A 24,098-nucleotide genomic window follows, 5' to 3' on the forward strand; every position below is an offset into this window, starting at 1 on the left:
GCGGCCCCACAAGACCAGCCCCGTCGTCGCGGACTGGAACGGGGCGGCCGAGTTGCTAAGGCGGCGCGATGCTGGACTTCTACCGCGACGATTTGTCCCGACTCGATGGTGCCGGACGATTGCGCCGGCTGCGCGGACGGACGGGGCACGACTTCACCTCGAACGACTATCTCGGCATCGCCCAGTCGGCGCGGCTGCGGGACGCCGTGGCGGCAGCGCTCGACCGCGGCGTGGCGGTGGGATCGGGTGGATCGCGACTGTTGCGCGGCAACGATCCCGAACATGAGGCGCTGGAAGCCGAGGCGGCGGCACATTTTGGCAGCGAGGCGGCGCTGTTCTTCGCCAACGGCTATGGGGCCAACATAGCGGCGCTGGCGACCTTGCCGCAGCGCGGCGATCTCGTCCTGCATGACGCGCTGATCCACGCCAGCGCACATGACGGCATGCGGCTGGGCCGGGCACCCGTGCGGTCGGTGGCGCACAATGATGTAGGCGCGTTCGAGGATGCGATTCGGGCGTGGCGTGGCGATGGCGGCACGGGCCTGCTCTGGATCGTCGTGGAAAGCGTGTACGGCATGGACGGCGACCGCGCGCCGCTGGCCGAACTCGCCGCGCTGGCCGACCGGCACGGTGCGATGCTGATGATCGATGAGGCGCATGCGACCGGCGTCTTCGGCGCAGGCGGGCGCGGACTGGCAGCGGACCTTCATGGCCGCGAGAATGTCGTCAGCCTGCACACCTGCGGCAAGGCGCTGGGCGCGGAGGGCGGGCTGCTGTGCCTGCCCGCCGTATTGCGCGACTTTCTGGTTAACCGCGGGCGTGGCCTCATCTTTTCGACCGCGCCCTCGCCGCTGATGGCGGCCGCGGTGCGCGAGGGGCTGCGGATGATCGCCGACGAACCCGAACGGCAGGCGCGGTTGTGGGAGCTGGTGCGGCTCGCCGAAGCGGCACTGGGCTTTTCGACGGGATCGCAGATCCTGCCGGTGATCGTCGGCGACGACGGCGCGGCGGTCGAGCGGGCCGCACGGCTGCAGGCCGCGGGATATGACGTGCGCGCGATCCGGCCGCCGACGGTGCCGGTGGGCACGGCACGGCTGCGACTGTCGATCACGACGCAGGTCGACGCGGCGGCGATTACGGGACTGGCGGAGGCTTTGCGATGACCGATACGATCGTGGTGACGGGGACGGATACCGATGTCGGCAAGACGGTGTTCGCCGCCGCGCTCGCCGCCGCGCTGGGGGCGACCTATTGGAAGCCGGTGCAGGCGGGGCTGGCGGACGGCACCGACGAAGGCACGGTGCAGCGGCTGGGCGTGACCCGCGTGCTGCCCGAGGCCTATCGGCTGGTGACGCCCTGTTCGCCGCATCGCGCCGCGAGACTCGACGGCGTGACGATCGATGCGGATCGGCTGGCGCTGCCGCAGGTCGCGGGCCCGCTGGTCGTCGAGGGCGCCGGCGGCGCGCTGGTGCCGCTGACCGACGACCTGCTCTACGCCGACATCTTCGCCCGCTGGGGGGCGCCGGTGGTGCTGGTCGCCCGCACGCAGCTCGGCACGATCAATCACAGCCTGTTGAGCCTGGAGGCGTTGCGCGCCCGCGGCGTGCCGGTGCTGGGCGTCGCGTTCAACGGTCCGCCCGAGCCGGACAGCGAAGCGACGATCGCCCGCATCGGACGGGTGAAGCGGCTGGGGCGGCTCGACCGGGTGGAGCATCTCGACGCCGCCAGCCTCGCCGCCGCTTTTGCCGCCGGATTTAACGTGGAGGATTTCCGGTGAGCTCGTCGATCTGGCACCCCTTCACGCAGCATGGCCTGCGTGAGCCGATCCCGGTGGTGACGCGGTCGGAGGGCGCGGCGCTCTATACCGTCGACGGGCGGCGGATCGTCGATGCCATTTCCAGCTGGTGGGTGACGACGCACGGGCACCGCGAGCCCCGGATCATGGCGGCGATCGCCGAGCAGGCGGGGAAGCTCGACCAGATCATCTTTGCCGGCTGGAGCCACGAGCCGGCCGAGGCGGTGGCGGCGGGCCTCCGGCGGATGATGCCGGCCGAACTGACGCGGGTGTTCTTTTCCGATTCGGGATCGACCGCGGTCGAGGTGGCACTGAAGATGGCGCTGGGCTTCTGGCTCCACCGCGGCGAGGACCGGCACCGTATCCTGGTGCTGGAACATGGCTATCACGGCGACACGATCGGCACGATGTCGGTGGGCGCGCGCGGGGCGTTCAACCGGGCATACGAGCCGCTGCTGTTCGACGTGGAGACGATCCCCTTCCCTGGCGCAGGCGCGGAGCAGGCGACGCTCGACGCGCTGGAGGCGGCATGCCGCGCGGGGCCGGCGGCGCTGATCGTCGAGCCGCTGATCGTCGGTGCGGGCGGCATGCTGATCTATCAGCCCTGGGTGCTCGCCGAGATGCGGCGCATCTGCGCGCGGCACGACGTGCTGTTCATCGCCGATGAGGTGATGACCGGCTGGGGTCGGACGGGCACCCTGCTCGCCTGCGAACAGGCCGATGTCGTGCCCGATATCCTGTGCCTGTCGAAGGGGCTGACCGGCGGCGCGGTGCCGCTGGCGGTGACGATGGCGCGCGAGGACATCTATCAAGCGCATTATTCCGACGACCGCGCGAAGATGTTTTTCCATTCGTCGAGCTACACCGCCAACCCAATCGCCTGCGCGGCGGCGGCGGCGAATATCGCAATCTGGGAAGACGAGCCGGTGCTGGCGCGCGTCGCCGATCTGGCGGCGCGGCAGGCCGAGCGGCTGGCGGCGCTGAAGGGCGTGCGCAACGCACGCGCGCTGGGCACGATCGCCGCGGTCGACCTGGGGACCGAGGCGGCGGCCTATCTGTCGACGCTGGGGCCGCGGTTGCTGGCGTTCTTCCGGGAGCGCGACCTGTTGCTGCGGCCGCTGGGAAATACGGTGTACGTGATGCCGCCCTATTGCATCGAGGATGCCGATCTGGACGCGATCTATGCGGCGATCGGCGAGGCAGCGAAGACGGTTGCAAGGTGAACATGGGCAGCATGAACACCTTGGCGGAAACGATGAAGGGCTATCGTTTCGGATTTTGCGACGATGAGACAGAGCGCGATATGAGGGGTGCGGCGTAACAGGCGCGGAGCATGTAGGATAGAGGGGCAGGTTTTAGCGTTCCGCGTCAGTCGGTTAGCCACAAGCCCGTCCAACACCCCCACGCCGTCACCCCGGACTTGTTCCGGGGTCCACTCGTCCGCGCGGGGACGGCAGGAGGCTCCAGCCATCCCCCTCGCCGCGGAGTGGACCCCGGAACAAGTCCGGGGTGACGGCGTGGGTGGGGCGACGTGTGCCCCCTGAATGAACCGGCTATTCGACGAACGGCTCCACCACGTTGCGTGTGCCGCGCAGGAAAGCGTCGGCGACGTGGCGCAGGGGGGCGATGTCGACGTCGCTCTCCCCTGCCCGCACCAGTTCGGCGAAGCGGCGGTAGAGGCCGGCATATTCGCCGTGAAGCGCGGCCGCCGTCGTCGGGGAGCTGCCGTCGGGCAGGATCAGGCGGGCGCCGCCGTCGTGGAGCGTCAGCGTACCCCTGTCCGTCTCGACGACGATGTCCCAGCTTTGCGGGCCTTGCTGGCGGAAGTCGAAGTCGGCGGCGATGCTGAGGCCGGCATCGTCGGTGAACGCGATGCGCGCGGCGATGGGGGAATCGCGGTTTTCGGGGTAATCCAGCTCCGCTTCGGTGACGAAGAACGGGCGCGGCAGGATGCGGGTGACGATCGAGAGGGCGTTGATGCCGGGATCGAACACGCCGAAGCCGCCCGCGTCGAGGATCCACGCCTGGCCCGGGTGCCAGACGCGAATGTCCTCGCGCCACGTCACCGTCACCCGGTCGATCCGCGCGTCAGCCAATGCGGCGCGGGCGGGTTCGACGCCGGGGGCGTAGCGCGAATGCCAGCTGGCGAAGAGAGTGACGCCCGCCGCCTGCGCGGCGGCTTCGAGATTGGCGATCTCTGCCAGCGTCGCGCCGGGTGGCTTTTCGAGAAAGACGTGCCAACCGGCCTGGATCGCCTGCATCGCGATGGCGCGGCGCACCTGCGGCGGCGTGCAGAGCGCGACGGCATCGATCCCCTGCCCGCTCGCGATCAGATCGGCGATGTCGTGAAAGTGCTGCACGCCCTCGACGCCTTCGCCGTTGCGGCTGACGGTCGCGGCGAGCGCGATGGCGGGCTCGCCGGCGATGGCGGGGACATGCTGGTCGTGGGCGATCTTGCCCATGCCGATCAGCGCGAGGCGGATCGGCGCGCTCACAGCGGCTTCACCGTGACGGTGTCGGCCGGAGCGGTGGCAAGGGCGTTGCGCAAGGGCAAGGTGAAGGGTGCCGCCTCGATTTTGAAGACGTCGCCGTCCTGCGTCTGGATGTTGTCCGCGCACGACAGCGTCGCGGTGCCGAAGAAGTGGACGTGGATATCGCCCGGCCGGCGGAAGGCGGCGTATTTGAAGTGATGGTGTTCGAGGTTGGCGAGGCTGTGCGACATGTTCGCTTCGCCGGTGAGGAACGGCTTTTCCCACAATGTGTCGCCATCGCGGACGATACGGCTCGTGCCGCGGATATCTGCCGGCGGTTCGCCGAGCAGCAATTCGGGGCCGAGCGACGCCTGGCGCAGCTTCGAATGCGCGAGCCACAGGTAATTGTGGCGTTCGGTGACGTGATCGCTGAATTCGTTGGCGAGTGCGATCCCCAGGCGGAAGGGCGTGCCGTCGTCGCCGATCAGATAGATGCCGGCGAGTTCGGGTTCCTCGCCGCCGTCCTGCGCGAAGGCAGGCGAGGCGAAGGGCGCTTCGGGCGCGACGAGGCCCTGGCCGTCGCCCTTGTAGAACCACTCGGGCTGCGCACCGATTTTACCCGCGGCGGGGCGGCCGCCCTCCATGCCTTCGAGGAACAGGCGCATCGAATCGGTCTGCTTCCCCTCGGCGGCGGCCTTGTGCATCGCATCGCGGCCGGCGGCCGAGCCCAAGTGGGTGAGGCCGGTGCCCGCGAGCATCAGCCGGGCGCTGTCCGGATGGTCGATCGCGGGGAGCAGTTCGCCCGCCTCCAGCGCGGCAACGAGATCGACGCTATCGTCCGACCGGCGCGCGCGGGCGGCGTCGAGCAGGCTGACGCCCTCCGCAATCGCGGCCTGCGCGAGGTCGCGGGTGGTGGCGACGCCGGTGAGGACATGCGCGGCGTCCTCGGCCAGGATCACGCGGCGCGTGCCGTCGGGCAGGCGCTGTTGGAGCAGGCGGGCAGCGGTCATGCGAGATCCTTTACGGCTTGGACGAACGCCGCGGCATCGCGCGCGACGTCGGCGGCGGACTTGCCGGCGCGGTAGAGGTTGGAACCGAGGCCGAAGCCGTCCGCGCCCGCCGCGTGCCATTGCGGCATCGTGTCGGGGGTGATGCCGCCGACCGCGAGCACCTTGGTCGTTTTGGGCAGGACGGCGCGCTGGGCCTTCAGGAAGGCGGGCGCGGCACCTTCGGCGGGGAACAGCTTCAGGCCGTGCGCGCCGGCAGCGAGCGCGGCGAAAGCTTCGCTGGGGGTGAAATAGCCGGGGAGCGAGATGAGGCCCCGCTCCACCGACGCACGGATGACGGCGGGGTCGGTGTTGGGCGAGACGATGAGGGCGCCGCCCGCGTCGGCGACGGCGGCAACGTCCTGCGGGGTGAGGACAGTGCCCGCGCCGACGGTCGCGCGCCCGGCGTAGCGCTTGGCCATGGCGGCGATGCTGGCGAGCGGGTCGGGCGAGTTGAGCGGGACTTCGAGCAGCGTGAAGCCGGCATCGACTAAAGCGTCGCCGATGGGGGCGGCTTCGTCCGGCGTGAGGCCGCGGAGGACCGCGACGAGCGGACAGGTGGCGAAGGCCTCGGCGAAGCGGGGGGCGGGGTCGGTCATGCGTGGGGCTCCGGGTGGAATGCGGGTCGGTTGCCGACCCACACCGTCACCCCGGGGTTGGGCGGGGGTCCCGCTTCATCCGAGCGGCGGTGAGAAAAGCGGGACCCCGGCTCAAGGCCGGAGTGACGATGTGGGTGGGGCAATCGGTGTTTCCCCTCTTTCGTCATCCCGGCGAAAGCCGGGATCCATGGATGCGGGCCGCCGAAGGAGCGCGCTATCGCTGGCCGCACCGGGTCCATGGATCCCGGCGTGCGCCGGGATGACGAAGAGAGGACGGGGAGCGTCACGCCAGAAACGCCCGCAGGTGATGGATGCCGGCGACGAACGCCGCCGTCGCGTCGATCGGCACCACCGCGCCGCCGCGCATAACGATCGCGGCGGCGTAGAGGTCGGCCAGCGCGCCGGTGGCGAGCAGGTGGACCGCGCGGCCGGCCACATCACGGGCGCCGACGTCGTTGCCGATCAGCACGCCGCTGGCATAGGCCGCGGCCTCCTCCGCCGTCCGGCGGCCGAGCAGCACGCCGCTGCGCACCTCGAATAGCGCAGCACCGAGGTCGCATGCCCCTGCGCCGCGCGCGATGCCGTCGCGGAAGGCCGGCCCGTCCGCCACCGCGCCATCGAGCATGCCGGCGAGAATGCCGTGGCTTTTCAGCAGCGCGAACAGTTCGCCGGTCATCACCGTGGCAATGTCGGTAATGCGGCCGCCGTCGGTCGCGACCCATTTGTTATGCGTGCCGGGCTGGCAGAACAGCGCGTCGGCGGGTGCGAGGCCGGCGGCGATCGCGCCCAGCACCTGCACCTCTTCGCCGCGCATCACGTCGGCGCGCGGACCGTCCAGCAGCGCGACGCCGGGGACGATCGTCGCGCGCTGGGGTTCGATACGGAGCGCCGCGGCGGCGAGCGCGGCGAGGTCGGCGGGCGCGGCCGCATAGGGTGCCTCGTGCCATCCGCGCGTCGAGCCGACCATGCCGGCGGCGATCACCGGCAGGTCGCCGAGCCGCGCGCGCAGATCGGCGAGCGCCGGGGCATAGTCGCCCGGCGCCAGCCCGAGCACGCCTGCCCCGCCCTCGACGCGGTCCCCGATGCGGCCATCGGGCTCGATCCGATAGGCGCGCCGGTTGGTCGTGCCCCAGTCGATGGCGATCACCGCGCCGTTGGCCATGCCCTGCGTCATCGCCTCAGACGGTCGGCTCGACATTTTCCTCGATGACGTGCGTCGGGGCCTTCAGCGCCGCGCGCGCATACCAGAGGACGTAGAGATAGCAGACCAGCGGCACGACGAAGGCGAGCGAGCGTGCGCCGTCGGGTGCGAAGCCGGCGAAGGCGTCGATCACCGCGCCGTACAGGATCGACACGAAGCCACCGCCACAGATCGCCATGCACATCAGCCCCGACGTCGCCGAGGCGGGTGCGGTCGATCGCTCCAGCGTCAGCGTGAAGATCGTCGGGAACATGATCGAGTTCATCAGGCCGAGCAGCAGCGCCGCAACCGCGGGGACGAAGCCCATGGTCAGCGGCGCGACATAGCCGCCGGGCAAGGTGATCGTGCCGCCGAGCGGCGTCGCCGCCATGTCATAGGTCGCGATGATGACGAGGCACAGGATCGACGCGCCCGCACCGACCAGCGTCAGCAGCGTCGTCGCCTTGGCATAGCGCAACAGCACGCTGCCGCCGAAGCGGCCGATCATCGCGAGCAGCATGAACAGCGGCGCGATATAGCCGGCGATCTGCGCCGGCACGTCGAGGATGTGGCGCTGTTCGAGGAAGAAGATCATGCCCGAAATCACGCAGACCTCGGCGCCGACGTACAGGAAGATGGCGACCGAGCCGAGGTTCGCCCAGCGCGAGCGCAGCGCCGACAGCGGCGATTCGACGTTGGTGGCGAGCGCCGGCGCGTGCGCGTTGATCGTGCGCTTGGCGAAGAAGACGAGGCCGGTGAAGACCGCGAGGATCACCGCGATCATCAGATAGACGTGGGTGACGAAGCCCAGGCTGTCCGCCTTCAGCGCTGGGGTCAGCACCGCATCCTTGGCGAACAGGTCGCCGCGCAGCAGATAGGCCGCGCCGAACGTGCCGCCGACATAGGCGCCGAGCGAGTTGAACGCCTGGCTGAGGTTGAGGCGGAAGTGCGAGCCCTTGGGATCGCCCATCGACGCGATCAGCGGGTTGGCCGCGACCTGCAGCAAGGTGACGCCCGACGCGGCGACGAACAGCCCGAGCAGCACGGTGACGAAGCTGTTCGACCAGGCGGTCGACCAGGCGACGAGACAGCCGGCGACGACGCCCAGCAGGCCGAGAACGATCGAATTGGCGTAGCCGCGGCGCGACAGATACCAGGCCGACGGAATCGACATGACGCCATAAGCGATGAAGAAGGCGAACTGGTTGAGCTGCGTTTCGAAGTCGCTGAGCGTGTAGATGACCTTCATGCTCTTCACGAGCGGGTCGATCAGGTTCGTCACGAACGCCCAGATGAAGAACAACGTCGTCACATAGACGAGCGCGAGCGCGACCCCCGCCTTGCGTCCACCCGCCACGCCGCCGCCTGCGGCCGCGGGCGGTGGTGCCATCATCGGTCCAGCCATGTCCTCTCCCCTATTTGTATCGCTACCACAGGCTGCCTTGCGCCCCGGCTATTTGTCTGACTATATAGCGAAGAACCACCGGGTCAATGCCGGGGACGAACGGGGAGAGGCGCAACATGAAAGTGGGTTTCGCGTTCCAGATGGCCTGTGCGGGGATATTGACGATCGCGTCGGCCGATGCCGCCTGCGCCGCGACCGCGACGCGCGCCGATTTCGGCCGATTGCCCGACGGCACCCGGATCGAGGCGGTGACGCTGACCGGAGCGAATGGCGTGCGCGCGCGGGTGATGACGCTGGGCGCGACGTTGCAGGCGTTCGAGGCGCCGGACCGCAACGGCAGGCTCGCGGACATCACGCTGGGCCATGACACCGCCGCCGCTTATGTCACGCAGCCCAATTTCTGGGGCCAGACCGTCGGCCGCTACGCCAACCGGATCGCGGGCGGTCGCTTCACGCTGGACGGCAAGACGTATCAGCTGCCGCTCAACGACAAGACCAACTCGCTCCACGGCGGCACCACCGGCTTCGACAAGGCGGTGTGGCGGATCGTGTCGGTCACGCCGAGCGGCCCCCGCGCGAGCGTGACGATGGCGCTGACCAGCCCTGCGGGCGACCAGGGCTATCCGGGCAAACTCGACGTCGAAGTGACCTATGCGCTGGACGACGCGGGCGCGCTGACGATCGATTTCACCGCGACGACCGACGCGCCGACGATCGTCAATTTGACCAACCATGCGCTGTTCGATCTGGCGGGCGAGGGATCGGCGGGCGGCATCTACGCCCAGCGGATGACGATCCCCGCCGCGCGCTACACACCGGTCAACGCGGCGCTGATCCCGACGGGCGAACTGAAACCGGTGGCGGGCAGCGTGTTTGACTTCACCAAGCCGCGCGCCATCGGCCAGAGCATCCGCGACGGCCGCGATCCGCAGATCGTCATCGGGCGCGGCTACGATCATAATTTCGTGCTCGATGCCGGCCGCACCGCGCAGCCCAAGCTCGCCGCGCGGGTGGAGGATCCGGTATCCGGCCGCGTGCTCGAAGTGCTGTCGACCGAACCGGGCGTACAATTCTATTCGGGCAACTTCCTCGACGGGACGTTCGTGGGGAAGCAGGGCCACGTCTATCGCATGGGCGATGGCTTCGCGCTGGAGCCGCAGACCTTTCCGGACACGCCCAACCAGCCCGCGTTCGGATCGGCGCGCGTCGATCCGGGCAAGCCGTACCACCATCAGATGATCTATCGCGTCTCCGTGGCGCGCTGACCGGAGCTTTTATGACCACCGACACGCCCAAACGCCCCAGCGCCCTGCGGTCCCGCGCCTGGTTCGACAATCCGGACAATATCGACATGACGGCGCTGTATCTGGAGCGCTATCTGAACTTCGGCCTCAGCCTGGACGAGCTGCGCTCGGGCAAGCCGATCATCGGCATCGCGCAGACGGGCAGCGACCTTAGCCCCTGCAACCGCCACCATCTGGTGCTGGCGGAGCGGGTGCGCGAGGGCGTGCGCGAGGCGGGCGGCATCGTTCTGGAATTCCCCGTCCATCCGATCCAAGAGACGGGCAAGCGCCCGACCGCGGGGCTTGACCGCAACCTCGCCTATCTCGGCCTGGTCGAGACGCTGTACGGCTATCCGCTGGACGGCGTGGTGCTGACGATCGGCTGCGACAAGACGACGCCCGCCATGCTGATGGGCGCGGCGACGGTGAACATCCCGGCAATCGCTTTGTCCGTGGGGCCGATGCTGAACGGCTGGCACAAGGGCGAGCGCACCGGATCGGGCACGATCGTGTGGAAGGCGCGGCAGATGCTGGCGGCGGGCGAGATCGACGATGCCGAGTTCATCCGCCTCGTCGCCAGCTCGGCGCCGTCGACGGGCTATTGCAACACGATGGGCACGGCGACGACGATGAATTCGCTGTGCGAGGCGCTCGGCATGAGCCTGCCCGGTTCGGCGGCGATCCCCGCGCCGTATCGCGACCGGCAGGAGGTCGCATACCTGACCGGCAAGCGCATCGTCGCAATGGTGGCGGAGGACCTGAAGCCGTCCGACGTGCTGACCAAGGAGGCCTTCCACAACGCGATCCGCGTCAATTCGGCGATCGGCGGATCGACCAACGCGCCGATCCATTTGGCCGCGATCGCGCGCCATATCGGCGTCGATTTGCCGATCAAGGATTGGGAGACGGAGGGGCACAAGGTACCGCTGCTCGTCAACCTGCAGCCGGCGGGCGAATATCTGGGCGAGGATTATTATCGCGCCGGTGGCGTCCCCGCGGTGGTCAACCAGCTGATCGGCCAGGGCCTCATCGACGAAGGCGCACTGACCGTCAACGGCAGGACGATGGGCGACAATTGCCGCGGCGTCGCGATCGAGGACGAGAAGGTCATCCGCCCGTTCGACCAGCCTTTGGTCAAGAACGCGGGCTTCATCGTGCTGTCGGGCAATCTGTTCGACGCGGCGGTGATGAAGACCAGCGTGATCTCGAAGGAGTTCCGCGACCGCTACCTCTCCAACCCCGACGATCCCAATGCCTTCGAAGGACCGGCGGTCGTGTTCGACGGGCCGGAGGATTACCACCACCGGATCGACGATCCCGCCACCGGCATCACGCCGGAGACACTGCTGTTTATGCGCGGCGCCGGGCCGATCGGCTATCCGGGCGCTGCCGAGGTCGTGAACATGCGGCCGCCGGCGTATCTGATCACCGAGGGCGTGCATGCGCTGCCGTGCATCGGCGACGGCCGCCAATCGGGGACGAGCGGATCGCCATCAATCCTCAACGCCTCGCCCGAAGCGGCGGCGATGGGGGGCCTCGCGCTGCTGAAGACGGGCGACCGGGTGCGGATCGACCTCAACACCGGCAGCGCCGACGTGCTGATTTCGGACGCGGAGCTGATGGAGCGTCGCCGCGCGCTGGAGGCGGCGGGGGGCTATGCCTATCCCGCGTCACAAACGCCGTGGCAGGAAATCCAGCGCGCGGTCGTCGGCCAGATGAACACCGGTGCGATTCTGGAAGGCGCGGAAAAGTACCAACGCATCGCGCAAACGATGGGCCTGCCGCGCGATAACCATTGATGGTGGGGGGCGCTCCCTTTTGATGCACGCGCCCCCACCCCACCGTCATTCCCGCGAAGGCGGGAATCCATAACCGCTACCGCTGGTGATGGCATCGAGACGGTAGCGCGTCTGGATTCCCGCCTCCGCGGGAATGACGATTCTGGGGGTACAGACCGTGCGCCCTCTCGTCCCGTCATCCCGGCGGACGCCGGGATCCATGGACCCGCTCGGCTCATGGTTATGCGCCTACGATAGCCCACCGCGTCCATGGATCCCGACGTTCGTCGGGATGACGAATGGGGGTCGGGCGCCTCTTCCTCCATAACCGCGGCAGGATGCCGGCCGTTAATGGTGCGGCGGCAGATCCCCACCCCGTCATTCCCGCGAAGGCGGGAATCCATAACCGCTACCGCTGCTGATGGAGCCGGAACGGCAGCGCGTCTGGATTCCCGCCTTCGCGGGAATGACGGTTGGGGAAGGGTGCCCCATTCCTCATTCGTGATCCCGACATTCGGCGGGAGGACGAAACGGCCCCTCACTCCAGCAGCGAGCGTTCCGTGTCCTCGTGCGCCTGTTCCAGCAGCACGAGCGTCGCGGCGCGGGCCGATACGGTGTCGCGGGCGCGGATCGCTTCGTACAGGCGGTGGTGCTGCGGCATCGAATCGCGCGGTTTGGTGCGGCGGCGAAACTTGAAGATCGTCGTCCAGCGCACCGCGGCGCCGATGCTGCCCGACAGGCTGACGAGCAGTTCGTTGTCGGTCGCCTCCAGGATCGTATTGTGGAAGCTCTGGTCGGCCGCCTGCCCCTCCGCCGTGCCGAGGCCATGACGCCGCATCCCGTCGAGCGCCGCCGCCATCCGCGCGAGCTGTTCATCGGTGCGGAAGGTCGCGGCCATTTCGGCGGCGGCGGGTTCGACGATCATCCGCAGCTGGAACAGGCTCCGCACGAAGCTGGCGGGCGGTTCGCCTTCGAACATCCAGGCGAGCAGGTCGGGATCGAGCAGGTTCCACTGCGCGCGCTCGCGCACCCGCGTGCCGGCCTTGGGCCGGCTTTCGACGAGGCCCTTGGCCGACAGCATGCGCAGCGCCTCGCGCACGACGCTGCGCGAGATACCGCGCTGCGCGGCGAGATCAACCTCGCCGGGGATGATGCCGCCGGGCGGATAGCGGCCGGTGACGATCGCGATGCCGAGGTCGCGGGCGATCAGCGTGTGGGATGGCTCGCGTCGTTCGCTCTTGGTCAACTCGCGGCTCTCCCCTCTCGTCGTGCGTGCGTAAGCCGTGGCGGTGCGCTTGGGAAGAGCGTCGCCCCTACCCCGGCCGGCGCATGGCGAAGCGATTGGCCTCGGTGATCTCGAAATAGTCCGCCGGTCCGCCGCCGCGCAGGATCGGGCGGGCGCGGGCGGTCTGGTAGACGCCGTCGTCGAGCAGCGCGGTGTCGATGTGGATGCCGACCGCTTCGCCGATCACCAGATATTGGTCGAGTTCGCGCCCCTCCTTGGTCTGCAGGCGGACGATCTGGGTGAGCTTGCATTCGAACGCGACCGGGCTGGCCACGACGCGCGGCGGCGCGACGAGGCGCGAGGGCGCGGTCTCCAGCCCGGCGAGGGCGTGCTCGTCGACCTCCGGCCCGACACCGGCCGAGGTCGCATTCATCGCCTCGGCCAAGTCGCGCGTCGCGAGGTTCCAGACGAACTCGCCCGTCGCGTCGATATTGGCGACGCTGTCTTTCCACCCCATCGACGAAAAGCCGATCAGCGGCGGCCGGTAATTGAGCAGGTTAAAGAAGCTGTAGGGCGCGAGGTTGGGCACCCCGTCCGCCGAAACGCTGCCGATCCAGCCGATCGGGCGCGGCGCGACGATCGCGTTGAGGGGGTCGTGGGCCAAGCCATGGCCGTTCGCGGGTTCGTAGAAATGCCAGCTAGTCGTCATGGTGCTGCCCCTGCTACACGGATGATATGGCTGCGCAAACGCCCGGAACGACGATCTTGCGCCACGCGCTCGCGACGCGGCTGTGGCATTGGGTGAATGCGGTGTCCGTGTTCATCCTGCTGGGCAGCGGGCTCGGCATCTCCAACGCCCATCCGCGGCTGTATTGGGGGCGCTACGGCGCGAATTTCGACCATGCCTGGGCGCAACTGCCACGCTTTCCGGCGTGGATCACGATTCCGGCGAACTACAATCTGGCGATCTCGCGGCGCTGGCACCTGTTCTTTGCCTTGGTCTTCGCCTTCGGCCTGCTGGCGTTCATGATCGTAAGCCTGCTCAACCGGCATTTCGCGCGGTTGAAGCTGACCCGCAAGGACGTGAGCGCCGCGCATCTGGCGGCGGACGTGCGCGATCACTGGAACTTCCGCTTCCACGATGCGGACGATCCCAAGGCGTACAACAGCTTGCAGAAATGGAGCTACATTCTCGTCCTGTTCGTCGCGTTGCCGGTGATGATCTTTACCGGTCTCGCGCTGTCGCCGGGGATGGATGCGGCATGGCCGTGGCTGCTCGATGTGTTCGGCGGGCGGCAGTCGGCGCGCTCGATCCACTTCATCGCGGCGAGCCTGATCGGCGGGTTCATCATCGTGCATCTGGTGCTCGTGATCTTGGCGGGCGCGTGGAACGAGGTGCGATCGATGCTGACCGGTAAATGGCGGGTGCCGGAATGATTCTAGCACGACGCAACCTGATCGTCGGATCGGCGGGGCTGCTGCTCGCCGGGTGCGACAAGGTCGTGGCGAACCCGCAGGCGCGCAAAATCCTGTTTGCGGGCGAGGACATGCACAAGGGGCTGCAGCGCGCGCTGATGAACCGGGGGGCGCTGGCGCCCGAGTTCACGCGCGATCAGATGTCGCCGGTGTTCCGCGCCAACGGCACGCGCGATCCGGGGACGCCGGCCTATGCGGCGATGGTGGCGGACGGGTTCGCGAGCTATCGGTTGCAGGTGGGCGGATTGGTCGACCGGCCGCTATCTTTGAGCCTCGCACAGCTCGCGTCGATGCCGTCACGCTCGCAGATCACGCGCCACGATTGCGTCGAGGGGTGGAGCGCGATCGGCCAGTGGCAGGGGCCGATGCTGGGCACGGTGCTGAAGGCGGCGGGGATGCGCCAGAGCGCGCGCTACGTCGTGTTCACCTGCGCCGATCTGTACAATGGCGAGCCTTATTACGAATCGATCGACACGATCGACGCCTTCCACCCCCAAACGATCCTGGCGCTGAAGATGAACGGAGCGCGACTGACCGTGCCGCACGGCGCGCCGGTGCGGCTGCGCGTCGAGCGGCAGCTGGGTTACAAGCACGCCAAATACGTGACCGGAATCACCGCGGTCAGCGATCTCAAGAGCATAGGCAAAGGCAAAGGCGGCTATTGGGAGGACAATGTCGATTACGATTGGTATGCCGGCATCTAGGGCATAGTAGCTTCCTTATGGCGCTGATCGACATGTTCCTCAGCCGCGCCGTCAAGCGTGGCCAACTCACCCTCCACCGGCCCGGAAAGGCCCCCGCGACCTTCGGAACGCCCGACCCGGCGTTCGGGCACATCACCATCCGCTTCGCCGATTCGGGCGTCGCCGGCCGCATCATCCGCAACCCCGCGCTCGCCGCGGGCGAAATGTACATGGACGGGCGGCTGACCGTCGACGGCGACGACATCATGGGGCTGGTCAAGCTGATGACCGGCAATTCCCCCTGGGAGCGCGGGCAGAACGCCTTGCAACCCTCCGCCTTTGTGCGGGGCCTCGGCGCGGTGAAGCACCGGCTCGACCGGATCAACATGGAGCGGCGATCGAAGCAGAATGTCGCGCACCATTACGACCTGTCGGCGCGATTGTACGACCTGTTCCTCGACGCCGACAAACAATATAGCTGCGCCTATTACACCGATCCCGACAACAGCCTGGAGCAGGCGCAGAGCGACAAGCTGGCGCATATCGCCGCCAAGCTGGCGCTGCGGCCGGGGATGCGCGTGCTCGACATCGGCTGCGGCTGGGGCGGGATGGCGCTGTACCTCAACACGCATTTCGGCGTGGAGGTGCTGGGCGTCACCTTGTCCGAGGAACAGCTGAAGATCGCCCGCGAGCGGGCCGCGGCGGCGGGCGTGGCCGACAAGGTCAAGTTCGAGCTGATCGATTACCGGCGCGTCGAGGGCCGGTTCGACCGGATCGTGTCGGTCGGCATGTTCGAACATGTCGGGCCACCCCAGTACAAGACGTACTTCCGCAAGTGCCGCGACCTGCTGACCGACGACGGCGTTGCGCTGGTGCATACGATCGGCCGGTTCGGGCCGCCGAGCGTCACCGACGACTGGACCACCAAGTACATCTTCCCCGGCGGTTACAACCCGGCGCTGTCGGAAACGATCGCGGCGTTCGAGGGGCTGTCGATGTTCCTCACCGACGTCGAGGTGCTGCGGCTGCACTATGCCTATACGCTGCACGAATGGTATGCGCGCACGCTGAAGGCGCGCGATGCGATCGTCGCGCTGTACGACGAGCGCTTCTACCGGATGTGGACCTTCTACCTCGCCGGCGCCGCGATGGCGTTCGAAAATGGCGGCCTGTGCAATTTCCAGATCCAGTTCAGCCGCAGCCGGACGGAGCTGCCGATCGTGCGGGATTATATGGTCGAAGGCGAGCGGGCGCTCAGGGGGCGGTAACGCCTTCCACGTTCGTCATTCCCGCGCAGGCGGGAATCCAGACGCGCTACCGTCGCGCCTCTTGCCGAGACGTCAGGGGTTATGGATTCCCGCCTTCGCGGGAATGACGGATTCGGCGGGGTTTGCGGTCATGCCCCCCTCCCGTCACCCCGGCCTTGAGCCGGGGTCCCGCTGTATCCGGCGGCGAAGAAGAAGCGGGACCCCGGCTCAAGGCCGGGGTGACGGATGGGATTGGGGCGACCTATGCGCGCGCTCACCGCCCCTGCGGCAGCGCCTTGGCGGGGCCGCCCATCACCGCGGCGCGGGCGGCGGCGCGTTCGTCGAGGCTGATGACGCCGTCGTGGTTAAGGTCGTAGCGCGAGGCGATCGCGCGGAAGAGGCCCTGCATCTCGGCGGGCGACACCTTGCCGTCATGATTGGCATCGGCGGTGTTGAACCACGCATCGGCCATCGCCTTCGCCTTGGCGGCGGGCATCTGCGTCTTGCCGACATCCATGCGCGCGACGCGAGCGTCGACCTCGGCCCGGCTGATGAAGCCGTCGTGATTGGTGTCGGTCTTGTCGAAATCCGCCTTGATGCGCGGATCGATCTTCGCCGCCGCTTTGGGATCGGCCTTGCCGGCCGCGAGCGCCGGCGTGGCGATGAGCAGCGGCAGGATGACGAGTGCGGTGCGGATCATGGGAACTCCGGAATACATGTTCGAAACGGGCCTGTAGGCCGCCGCGCCTAAACCCGCGGTGAACGCAGACGTTGCACCGCAGCGCTGTGGGCCGTAGGGGCGCGGCCATCCATTCCATGGTCCAAGGAACCCGTGCCGTGACCGATCAGATCAACCGCGTCGTCCTCGCCTATTCGGGCGGTCTGGATACGAGCGTGATCCTGAAATGGCTGCAGCAGACGTATAACTGCGAAGTCGTCACCTTCACCGCCGACCTGGGCCAGGGCGAGGAGCTGGAGCCGGCGCGCCAGAAGGCGCAGATGGCGGGCGTCAAGCCGGAACACATCTTCATCGACGACCTGCGCGAGGAATTCGTGCGCGATTACGTCTTTCCGATGATGCGCTCGAACGCGCTGTACGAGGGGCTGTACCTGCTCGGTACGTCGATCGCACGCCCGCTGATCGCCAAGCGCCAGATCGAGATCGCGAAGATGGTCGGCGCCGACGCGGTTAGCCACGGCGCGACCGGCAAGGGCAACGACCAGGTCCGCTTCGAACTGGGCTATTACGCGCTGAACCCGGACATCAAGGTGATCGCGCCGTGGCGCGAGTGGGACCTCACCAGCCGTACCAAGCTGATCGAGTTCGCCGAGCAGCACCAGATCCCGGTCGCCAAGGACAAGCGCGGCGAATCGCCCTTCTCGACCGACGCGAACCTGCTGCACACCAGTTCCGAGGGGAAGGTGCTCGAGGATCCGTGGCAGGAGGTGCCCGATTACGTCTATTCGCGCACCGTGAACCCCGAGGACGCGCCCGACGCGCCTGAGTATATCACGATCGATTTCGAGCGCGGCGACGGCGTGGCGCTGAACGGCGAGGCGACGTCGCCCGCGACGCTGCTGACCAAGCTCAACGAGCTGGGCCGTCGTCACGGCATCGGCCGGCTCGACCTGGTCGAGAACCGCTTCGTCGGCATGAAGAGCCGCGGCATGTATGAAACGCCGGGCGGCACCATCTATCACCTCGCCCACCGCGGCATCGAGCAGATCACGCTGGATCGCGGCGCGGCGCATCTGAAGGACGAACTCGCGCCGCGCTATGCCGAACTGATCTACAACGGCTTCTGGTTCTCGCCCGAGCGCGAGATGCTGCAGGCGGCGATCGACCACAGCCAGGCGAAGGTGAGCGGCACCGTGCGGCTGAAGCTGTACAAGGGCGGCGTCTATATCGTCGGCCGCAAGTCGCCCAATTCGCTCTATTCGGAAAAGGTCGTGACGTTCGAGGACGATCAGGGCGCCTACGACCAGCGCGACGCGGCCGGCTTCATCAAGCTCAACGCGCTGCGGCTGCGCCTGCTGGGGCGGCGGGACGCGTAAACCGTCGCTCGTCGTCATTCCCGCGCAGGCGGGAATCCAGAACCTCTGACGGTTGCGATTGTGCCGCACCGGTAGCGCGTCTGGATTCCCGCCTTCGCGGGAATGACGGTTGGGAGTGGGCGTTCGCCACGCACCCCCCGTCACCCCGGGCTTGACCCGGGGTCCACCGGGCCACACGGGCACGGCTCGAACCTCTGCCCCCCCCCTCGCCGCGAAGTGGACCCCGGACCAAGTCCGGGGTGACGGTATAGGTGGGGCGAGGCGCGTGCCCTCCCCTCTCGTCACCCCGGGCTTGACCCGGGGTCCCGCTTTTTCAAGTTTAGCGGAGGAAAGAAGCGGGACCCCGGCTCGGGGCCGGGGTGACGGAGAAAGGCCCGCGCCCCCCACGTAGATCAACAAAATCCTCGCTTCATCGCACACGCGCGGGAACTTTTTGCGACAATGCTTGTCGTGGCCACCCCGTAGCCCCTAAGGCGGCGCGATGCAGGGGCCTAGGCTGCACTGGTGGCAAACGCGAACATTCGTCGTGGCGGTGGTGATCGCGACGATGATCCCGCTCGTGTGGCCGACGATCCCGCCGCTGGTCGATCTGCCCGGCCATATGGGCCGCTATCGCGTCCAGCTGGACGATGGCGCGCATCGCTGGTTGTACGACTGGTATAATTTCCAATGGTCGATGATCGGCAATCTGGGCGTCGATCTGCTCATCGAGCCACTCGCGCCGATCTTCGGCCTCGAACTGGCGGTCAAGCTGATCGTGATGGCGATCCCGGCGCTCACCGTGTCGGGCCTGCTGTGGATCGCGCGCGAGGTGCATGGGCGCATCCCGGCGACCGCGCTGTTCGCCCTCCCCCTCGCCTATTGCTACCCCTTCCAGTTCGGCTTCGTGAACTTCGCGCTGTCGATGGCGCTGGCGCTCAACCTGTTCGCGTTGTGGCTGCGCATGGGGCGGCTGGGCAAGGTGCGGCTGCGCGCGGTGCTGTTCGTGCCGCTGTCGTGCGCCTTGTGGATCTGCCACACCTTCGGCTGGGGCGTGCTCGGCATCCTCGCCTTCTCGGCCGAGATGATCCGCCAGCACGACCGGCGCAAGGACAGCCAGAGCGGCCATTGGCTGGAAAGCTGGGTGCGCGCCGGCATCGGCTGCCTGCCGCTCGCGCTGCCCTTCCTGATGATGGTGCTGTGGCGCTCGGGTGACCATGTCACCGGCAAGACGATGGACTGGTTCAACTGGCGCGCGAAGGTGGGCTGGGTGATCATGTCCCTGCGCGATCGCTGGATGGCGTTCGACCTCGCCTCCGTCACCGTGCTGTTCGTCATCCTGCTGAAGGGCGTGCGCGACGAGCGGATCGAATATTCGCGCAACCTGCTGCTGTCCGCGCTGTTCCTGTCGGTCATCTATGTGGTGCTGCCGCGGATCGTGTTCGGATCGGCCTATGCCGATATGCGACTCGCGCCGTTCGTCCTTGCCATCCTGCTGATCGCGCTGCGGCCGAAGCGCGGCCTGTCGTTCCGCGGCGCCGCGACGCTGGCGGCGCTGGGCCTCGCCTTCTTCGGCGTGCGGCTGGCGGCGACGACGATCAGCTATTGGCAGTTCAGCAAGGAATACGACCGCACGCTGACCGCGCTGGACCATGTGCCGCAGGGCGCGCGGCTGCTGACCATGGTGGGGCGCACCTGCCACGACGAATGGCTCTATTCGCGCGAGGAGCATATCGCCGGCATCGCACTGGAGCGTCGCCTCGCTTATGCCAACGACCAATGGTCGATGGCGGGCGGGCAGCTGCTGACCGTGCGCTACACGCCGGCCGGCGCCTTCGCGCACGATCCCTCGCAGCTCGTCACCGACCGGCGCTGCCGCGGCGAATGGTGGCGGCCGTTGAAGGTGTCGCTCGCCTTCCTGCCGCGACAGGCGTTCGATTACGTCTGGCTGGTCAACCCGCCGCCCGTGGGCCCTGAGTTCCTGACCGGCCTGACGCCGATCTGGCGCAGCGGCACGGACGTGCTCTACCGGATCGACGATCGCACGCCGCCGGCCGTGACGCTGGACCCGGCGCTGCTGCCGCCGCGCCGCCGCGTGATGCTTACCCCCCGTCCTTCCTGAACGGGGCGAGCTCGGCCAGATACGCCTGCTCTTCGGTGACGGCGGCGCGCTCGCGCACCAGGAAGTCGGCGACCGCACGGCGGAACCCCGCATCGGGCAGATAATGCGCCGACCAGGTCGGCACCGGCACATAGCCGCGCGCGAGCTTGTGCTCGCCCTGCGCCCCCGCCTCGACGGTCTTCAGCCCGCGCGCGATCGCGGCGTCGATCGCCTGATAATAGCAGAGTTCGAAATGGAGGAAGGGCACGTCCTCGGTGCAGCCCCAATAGCGGCCGTACAGCGTATCCGCGCCGATCAGGTTGAGCGCGCCCGCGATGGGCTCGCCGTCGCGCATCGCAAGGATCAGCAGCACGCGATCCCCCATCGCCTCGCCCAGCAAGGGGAAGAAGCTGCGCGTCAGATAAGGCCGGCCCCATTTGCGGCTGCCGGTGTCCTGGTAGAAGGTCCAGAAGGCATCCCATTCCGCCTCGCCGATCTCCGCCCCGGTTAGGTGGCGGATGGTGAGGCCCTCGACCGCCGCCGCGCGCTCCTTGCGGATCGCCTTGCGCTTGCGGCTGGCGAGTTGCCCCAGGAAATCGTCGAAGCTGGCGTAGCCCTGATTCGCCCAATGGAATTGCGTGCCTTCGCGGATCAGCCAGCCCGCCGCCTCGAACGCCGCCACCTGATCGGGCGCGACAAAGGTGGCGTGCGCGGAGGACAGGCCGTTCTGCTCGGTCACCGCCTCCAGCGCGCCGATCAGCGCGGGCGCGGCGGCGGGATCGCGCAACAGCAGGCGCGGCCCCGGCACCGGGCTGAACGGCGCGGCGACCTGCAATTTGGGGTAATAGGCGCCGCCCGCCCGCTCCCACGCATCCGCCCAGGCGTGGTCGAAGACATATTCGCCCTGGCTGTGGCTCTTGGCATAGGCCGGCGCGATCGCGGCCGGCGCGCCGTCCGCCCCATCGACCACGATCGGCACAGGCTGCCAGCCGGAGCGCCCGCCGACGCTGCCCGATTCCTCCAGCGCGGCGAGGAACGCGTGGGACACGAAGGGATTGGCGGTGCCGGCGCACGCGTCCCATTGCGCGGCCGGAATGGCGCGCACGCCCTCCACCATGCGAGCGGTGAGCGCGGTCATGCGGCGACGGGACTGACAGTCATCGCCGCCAATATAGGGCGCGACGGACGCTTGCCGAGGGGGTGGCGCGACGAAGACTGGACGCCGCGGTGCCCCCTTGCGAGGGTGGCGGTTCATGACGCTGCCTTCCTCCCTGCGATCCCCACCAGCGACCGCCGCCATCCTGCTTGCCGTCGCCCTCGCCATCCGGGCGTGGCAGTTCGGCAATCCAGTGGTTCATATCGACGAGCAATTCTACCTGCTGGTCGGCGACCGGCTGTGGCAGGGGCGCGGTCTGCCCTTCGTCGATTTCTGGGATCGCAAGCCGTTCGGCCTGTTTCTGGTCTATGCGGCGACCCGGATGTTCGGTGGCGATGCGGTGATCGCCTATCAGCTTGCCGCGACGCTGTGCGCGGCAGCGACGGCGTGGGTCGTGCAGCGGCTGGCATGCCGGATCGCGGACGGCTGGGGACCGCTGTTCGCCGGGATCGCCTATCTCGTCTATCTGTCGGTCAACGGTGGCGATGGCGGGCAGAGCCCGGTCTTTTACAATCTGCCGGTCGCGCTGGCGGCCTGGGCCGTGGTCCGCGTCTACGAACGGCCCGCGTTCGATCGCATGGCGGCCGGATTCGCCGCGCTGGCGATGGTGCTGTTCGGCGTAGCGCTGCAGATCAAATATTCGGTGTTGTTCGAAGGCGTCTATTTCGGCGTCGCGCTGCTGGTCGCGGCCCGCAGACTGCCGGTGTTGTGGATCGTGGGCTGGGCGCTTCTGTGGTGCGTGCTGGCGCTGCTGCCGACCGCAGCGGTGTTCGCGCTCTACTGGCATGTGGGCGAGGTCGACGCGCTGGTCTTCGCCAATTTCCAGTCGGTATTCCTGCGCAAGGCGCCGGAGAGTGCGCTGATGGCGGAGCGGCTGGCGATGATCGCGCTCCACCTGCTGCCGCTGCTGATCGTCGCGGGACTTGGCGTGACCGGCGTCGCGCGTCTGAGGCCGGCGGGACGCCTGCTGATCGGCTGGGCTGGGGCGGCGATCGCCGGACTGCTGCTGTTCGGCACCTATTTCGACCATTACGCCCTGCCGCTGGTCGTTCCGCTGGCCGTGCTCGCCGCGCCGGTACTCGGGCGGCCGATCCAAGCGCTGCGCCGTTCCGTCCCCGTCGCTGTGCCCGTGCTGGCGGTCGGCTTGTGCTATGTGCTGGTCAATACCATCGTGCTGCGCGGCACGCGCGGCGACGGCCGCGGAGCCTACCGCCTCGCCGCGACGATTGGCCGGGCACCGGATGGCTGCCTGTTCGTCTTTCAGGGCGATCCCATTCTCTACCAGCTGACCGACGCCTGCGTGCCGACCGCATACAACTTCACGACCTTCCTCAGCGAAATGGGCGACAGCCGCACGCTGGGCATCGATCCGCATGCCGAGCTCGCCCGCGTCATGGCCGCCCGCCCAGCCTATGTCGTCATCAGCAGCGTCGATCCCGAAGCCACGGACATAGAGGCACGCGGCTTCGTGATGCGGCAGCTCGCGCGCCATTATCGACTGGTCGACCAGTTCGCGCTCTCGGAACGGGTCGACCAGCTGTATCGTCGGGTGGATTAAACCCGCACCAGCATCTTGCCGGTGTTGCCGCCCGAGAACAGGCCGAGGAAGGCGTCGGGGGTCGATTCCAGACCGTCGAACACCGTCTCGTTGCGCTTGAGCTTGCCGTCCTTCAGCCAGCCGCCCATGTCGCGGTAGAATTCGCCCGCGCGGTCCATGTAATCGCTGACGATGAAGCCCTGGATGCGCATCCGCATGCCGATGAGGCGCGCTAGATAGCGCAGCTCGGTCGGCTTGGCGCTGTTGTACACGTCGATCATGCCGCAGATCGCGAAGCGGGCGTGCAGGTTGCCGTGCGCCAAAGCGGCGTCGAGATGGTCGCCGCCGACATTGTCAAAATAGACGTCGATGCCGTTGCGCGCGACCTCGCCCAGCGCCTTCACCACCGGCGTGCCGCCCTTATAGTCGATCACCGCATCGGCGCCGAGCGACTGGACCCAGGCGCACTTGTCGGCGCCGCCGGCCGAACCGATGACGTGGCAGCCCTTGGCCTTGGCGATCTGCACCACGGTGGACCCGACCGCACCCGCCGCTGCCGAGACGAAGACGGTGTCGCCTTCCTTCGCGCCCGCGACCTCCAGCAGGCCGAAATAGGCGGTCATGCCGGGCATGCCGAGCTGGCCGAGAAACGCCTGCGGATCGACGTCGAGCTGGGGCAGCGCCTGCACCTGATCGGCAGGCAGGATCGCTTCGTCCCGCCAGCCGGCGAAATGCTGGACGGTATCGCCCTGCTTGAACCGGTCGGACCGGCTTTCGACGACGGTGCCGATCGCGCCGCCCTGCATCGGCTGGTCGAGTTCGAACGGCGGCGTGTAGCTCTTCACGTCGTTCATCCGGCCGCGCATGTACGGGTCGACCGACAGCCACGTATTGGCGATGCGTACCTCGCCATCGTTCAGGTCACGCGCGGGCAGATCGACCAGCGCGAAATTGTCCATCGTCGGCAGCCCCTGGGGGCGTGAGGTCAGCGTCCAGGCACGGGCCATCATGTCTCTCCTGCAAGAATCTCAGCATGATCTGGCGCAACAGGTTTCAATATGCAACGCAAAAAGGCCCGGGAT

At 68.0% G+C, this 24,098-nt stretch carries 21 protein-coding genes; 11 read left to right on the top strand and 10 right to left on the bottom strand.

What is annotated here, in order from left to right:
• Positions 1-68 precede the first annotated feature (68 nt).
• Genes ACP7A3_RS05505 through ACP7A3_RS05515 form a run of 3 tightly spaced genes read left to right on the top strand, consistent with a single transcriptional unit; the run spans position 69 to position 3,018 of the window.
• Entirely contained in the window at positions 69-1,163 is a 1,095-nt protein-coding gene (locus ACP7A3_RS05505) for an 8-amino-7-oxononanoate synthase (RefSeq protein WP_426255053.1), read from the top strand.
• On the top strand, positions 1,160-1,777 hold the full coding sequence (gene bioD / locus ACP7A3_RS05510) for a dethiobiotin synthase (protein ID WP_426255052.1): 618 nt from the start codon (positions 1,160-1,162) through the stop codon (positions 1,775-1,777). The genes ACP7A3_RS05505 and bioD overlap by 4 nt, the downstream gene beginning before the upstream one ends.
• Positions 1,774-3,018, top strand: coding sequence for an adenosylmethionine--8-amino-7-oxononanoate transaminase (locus tag ACP7A3_RS05515; RefSeq protein WP_426255051.1), 1,245 nt, complete (start codon positions 1,774-1,776; stop codon positions 3,016-3,018). The genes bioD and ACP7A3_RS05515 overlap by 4 nt, the downstream gene beginning before the upstream one ends.
• A gap of 330 nt (positions 3,019-3,348) precedes the next feature.
• Here the strand turns inward: ACP7A3_RS05515 and ACP7A3_RS05520 are convergent, their stop codons facing one another.
• The 5 genes from ACP7A3_RS05520 to ACP7A3_RS05540 all read right to left on the bottom strand — a co-directional run bounded on the left by ACP7A3_RS05520 (position 3,349) and on the right by ACP7A3_RS05540 (position 8,496).
• Positions 3,349-4,290 carry a Gfo/Idh/MocA family protein gene (locus ACP7A3_RS05520; RefSeq protein WP_426255050.1) on the bottom strand — a complete coding sequence of 314 codons (942 nt, stop codon included), beginning with the start codon at positions 4,288-4,290 and terminating at the stop codon, positions 3,349-3,351.
• Complete coding sequence (gene araD1, locus ACP7A3_RS05525; protein ID WP_426255049.1) at positions 4,287-5,276, bottom strand: AraD1 family protein; 990 nt, start codon at positions 5,274-5,276, stop codon at positions 4,287-4,289. The genes ACP7A3_RS05520 and araD1 overlap by 4 nt, the downstream gene beginning before the upstream one ends.
• The gene (locus tag ACP7A3_RS05530; RefSeq protein ID WP_426255048.1) at positions 5,273-5,911 is read right to left on the bottom strand and encodes a 2-dehydro-3-deoxy-6-phosphogalactonate aldolase; all 639 of its coding nucleotides are present in this window, start codon (positions 5,909-5,911) and stop codon (positions 5,273-5,275) included. The genes araD1 and ACP7A3_RS05530 overlap by 4 nt, the downstream gene beginning before the upstream one ends.
• Before the next feature lie 283 nt (positions 5,912-6,194).
• Positions 6,195-7,085: a 2-dehydro-3-deoxygalactonokinase gene (locus tag ACP7A3_RS05535; protein ID WP_426255334.1), complete on the bottom strand. Its 891-nt coding sequence runs from the start codon at positions 7,083-7,085 to the stop codon at positions 6,195-6,197.
• 4 nt (positions 7,086-7,089) lie between these two features.
• The gene (locus ACP7A3_RS05540; RefSeq protein WP_426255047.1) at positions 7,090-8,496 is read right to left on the bottom strand and encodes an MFS transporter; all 1,407 of its coding nucleotides are present in this window, start codon (positions 8,494-8,496) and stop codon (positions 7,090-7,092) included.
• 116 nt (positions 8,497-8,612) lie between these two features.
• Between ACP7A3_RS05540 and ACP7A3_RS05545 the strand changes: the two genes are divergently transcribed.
• Together ACP7A3_RS05545 and ACP7A3_RS05550 are read left to right on the top strand one after the other, a co-directional pair.
• Positions 8,613-9,761, top strand: coding sequence for an aldose epimerase family protein (locus ACP7A3_RS05545; RefSeq protein WP_426255046.1), 1,149 nt, complete (start codon positions 8,613-8,615; stop codon positions 9,759-9,761).
• An 11-nt stretch (positions 9,762-9,772) separates the two neighbouring features.
• Positions 9,773-11,578, top strand: a complete 1,806-nt coding sequence (locus ACP7A3_RS05550) for an IlvD/Edd family dehydratase (protein WP_426255045.1) — start codon at positions 9,773-9,775, stop codon at positions 11,576-11,578.
• 517 nt (positions 11,579-12,095) lie between these two features.
• On the opposite strand, the gene ACP7A3_RS05555 is transcribed toward ACP7A3_RS05550, so the two are convergent.
• Entirely contained in the window at positions 12,096-12,803 is a 708-nt protein-coding gene (locus ACP7A3_RS05555) for a FadR/GntR family transcriptional regulator (RefSeq protein ID WP_043060185.1), read from the bottom strand.
• Between the two features lie 67 nt (positions 12,804-12,870).
• Positions 12,871-13,491, bottom strand: a complete 621-nt coding sequence (locus ACP7A3_RS05560; protein WP_426255044.1) for a flavin reductase family protein — start codon at positions 13,489-13,491, stop codon at positions 12,871-12,873.
• A gap of 26 nt (positions 13,492-13,517) precedes the next feature.
• Here ACP7A3_RS05560 and ACP7A3_RS05565 point away from each other — a divergent pair, with 26 nt between their 5' ends.
• Genes ACP7A3_RS05565 through ACP7A3_RS05575 form a run of 3 tightly spaced genes read left to right on the top strand, consistent with a single transcriptional unit; the run spans position 13,518 to position 16,209 of the window.
• Entirely contained in the window at positions 13,518-14,219 is a 702-nt protein-coding gene (locus ACP7A3_RS05565; protein ID WP_426255043.1) for a cytochrome b/b6 domain-containing protein, read from the top strand.
• A complete protein-coding gene (locus tag ACP7A3_RS05570; protein ID WP_426255042.1) occupies positions 14,216-14,962 on the top strand; it encodes a molybdopterin-dependent oxidoreductase in 747 nt (248 codons plus the stop codon). Before ACP7A3_RS05565 ends, ACP7A3_RS05570 begins: the two co-directional genes overlap by 4 nt.
• Positions 14,963-14,979: 17 nt before the next feature.
• Positions 14,980-16,209: an SAM-dependent methyltransferase gene (locus tag ACP7A3_RS05575; protein WP_043060182.1), complete on the top strand. Its 1,230-nt coding sequence runs from the start codon at positions 14,980-14,982 to the stop codon at positions 16,207-16,209.
• A 253-nt stretch (positions 16,210-16,462) separates the two neighbouring features.
• Here the strand turns inward: ACP7A3_RS05575 and ACP7A3_RS05580 are convergent, their stop codons facing one another.
• A complete protein-coding gene (locus ACP7A3_RS05580; protein ID WP_017979968.1) occupies positions 16,463-16,888 on the bottom strand; it encodes an EF-hand domain-containing protein in 426 nt (141 codons plus the stop codon).
• Positions 16,889-17,025: 137 nt separating this feature from the next.
• On the opposite strand from ACP7A3_RS05580, the gene ACP7A3_RS05585 reads away from it, so the two are divergent.
• Positions 17,026-18,243 (top strand): argininosuccinate synthase, encoded by a 1,218-nt coding sequence (locus tag ACP7A3_RS05585; RefSeq protein ID WP_063686321.1) that lies wholly within the window; start codon positions 17,026-17,028, stop codon positions 18,241-18,243.
• 481 nt (positions 18,244-18,724) lie between these two features.
• Positions 18,725-20,344, top strand: a complete 1,620-nt coding sequence (locus tag ACP7A3_RS05590) for a hypothetical protein (RefSeq protein WP_043060181.1) — start codon at positions 18,725-18,727, stop codon at positions 20,342-20,344.
• Here the strand turns inward: ACP7A3_RS05590 and ACP7A3_RS05595 are convergent.
• Entirely contained in the window at positions 20,325-21,461 is a 1,137-nt protein-coding gene (locus ACP7A3_RS05595) for a GNAT family N-acetyltransferase (RefSeq protein WP_426255041.1), read from the bottom strand. The genes ACP7A3_RS05590 and ACP7A3_RS05595 overlap by 20 nt on opposite strands.
• A gap of 115 nt (positions 21,462-21,576) precedes the next feature.
• On the opposite strand from ACP7A3_RS05595, the gene ACP7A3_RS05600 reads away from it, so the two are divergent.
• Entirely contained in the window at positions 21,577-23,037 is a 1,461-nt protein-coding gene (locus ACP7A3_RS05600; RefSeq protein WP_426255040.1) for a hypothetical protein, read from the top strand.
• Here ACP7A3_RS05600 and ACP7A3_RS05605 read toward each other — a convergent pair.
• The gene (locus ACP7A3_RS05605) at positions 23,034-24,026 is read right to left on the bottom strand and encodes an NADP-dependent oxidoreductase (protein WP_294283918.1); all 993 of its coding nucleotides are present in this window, start codon (positions 24,024-24,026) and stop codon (positions 23,034-23,036) included. The two genes, ACP7A3_RS05600 and ACP7A3_RS05605, sit on opposite strands and share 4 nt — an antisense overlap.
• Positions 24,027-24,098 lie beyond the last annotated feature (72 nt).

Source organism: Sphingomonas sp. DC5200-1 (assembly GCF_049897245.1).
Lineage (GTDB): Bacteria > Pseudomonadota > Alphaproteobacteria > Sphingomonadales > Sphingomonadaceae > Sphingomonas > Sphingomonas aquatilis.

What these genes read in the sequence shown, in the direction of transcription:
- ACP7A3_RS05505 (WP_426255053.1), top strand. Translation starts at nt 69, where the DNA reads ATGCTGGACTTCTACCGCGACGATTTGTCCCGACTCGATGGTGCCGGA.
- bioD (WP_426255052.1), top strand. Translation starts at nt 1,160, where the DNA reads ATGACCGATACGATCGTGGTGACGGGGACGGATACCGATGTCGGCAAG.
- araD1 (WP_426255049.1), bottom strand. Translation starts at nt 5,276, where the DNA reads ATGACCGCTGCCCGCCTGCTCCAACAGCGCCTGCCCGACGGCACGCGC.
- ACP7A3_RS05530 (WP_426255048.1), bottom strand. Translation starts at nt 5,911, where the DNA reads ATGACCGACCCCGCCCCCCGCTTCGCCGAGGCCTTCGCCACCTGTCCG.
- ACP7A3_RS05535 (WP_426255334.1), bottom strand. Translation starts at nt 7,085, where the DNA reads ATGACGCAGGGCATGGCCAACGGCGCGGTGATCGCCATCGACTGGGGC.
- ACP7A3_RS05540 (WP_426255047.1), bottom strand. Translation starts at nt 8,496, where the DNA reads ATGGCTGGACCGATGATGGCACCACCGCCCGCGGCCGCAGGCGGCGGC.
- ACP7A3_RS05545 (WP_426255046.1), top strand. Translation starts at nt 8,613, where the DNA reads ATGAAAGTGGGTTTCGCGTTCCAGATGGCCTGTGCGGGGATATTGACG.
- ACP7A3_RS05550 (WP_426255045.1), top strand. Translation starts at nt 9,773, where the DNA reads ATGACCACCGACACGCCCAAACGCCCCAGCGCCCTGCGGTCCCGCGCC.
- ACP7A3_RS05560 (WP_426255044.1), bottom strand. Translation starts at nt 13,491, where the DNA reads ATGACGACTAGCTGGCATTTCTACGAACCCGCGAACGGCCATGGCTTG.
- ACP7A3_RS05565 (WP_426255043.1), top strand. Translation starts at nt 13,518, where the DNA reads ATGGCTGCGCAAACGCCCGGAACGACGATCTTGCGCCACGCGCTCGCG.
- ACP7A3_RS05570 (WP_426255042.1), top strand. Translation starts at nt 14,216, where the DNA reads ATGATTCTAGCACGACGCAACCTGATCGTCGGATCGGCGGGGCTGCTG.
- ACP7A3_RS05575 (WP_043060182.1), top strand. Translation starts at nt 14,980, where the DNA reads ATGGCGCTGATCGACATGTTCCTCAGCCGCGCCGTCAAGCGTGGCCAA.
- ACP7A3_RS05580 (WP_017979968.1), bottom strand. Translation starts at nt 16,888, where the DNA reads ATGATCCGCACCGCACTCGTCATCCTGCCGCTGCTCATCGCCACGCCG.
- ACP7A3_RS05590 (WP_043060181.1), top strand. Translation starts at nt 18,725, where the DNA reads ATGCAGGGGCCTAGGCTGCACTGGTGGCAAACGCGAACATTCGTCGTG.
- ACP7A3_RS05595 (WP_426255041.1), bottom strand. Translation starts at nt 21,461, where the DNA reads ATGACCGCGCTCACCGCTCGCATGGTGGAGGGCGTGCGCGCCATTCCG.
- ACP7A3_RS05600 (WP_426255040.1), top strand. Translation starts at nt 21,577, where the DNA reads ATGACGCTGCCTTCCTCCCTGCGATCCCCACCAGCGACCGCCGCCATC.
- ACP7A3_RS05605 (WP_294283918.1), bottom strand. Translation starts at nt 24,026, where the DNA reads ATGATGGCCCGTGCCTGGACGCTGACCTCACGCCCCCAGGGGCTGCCG.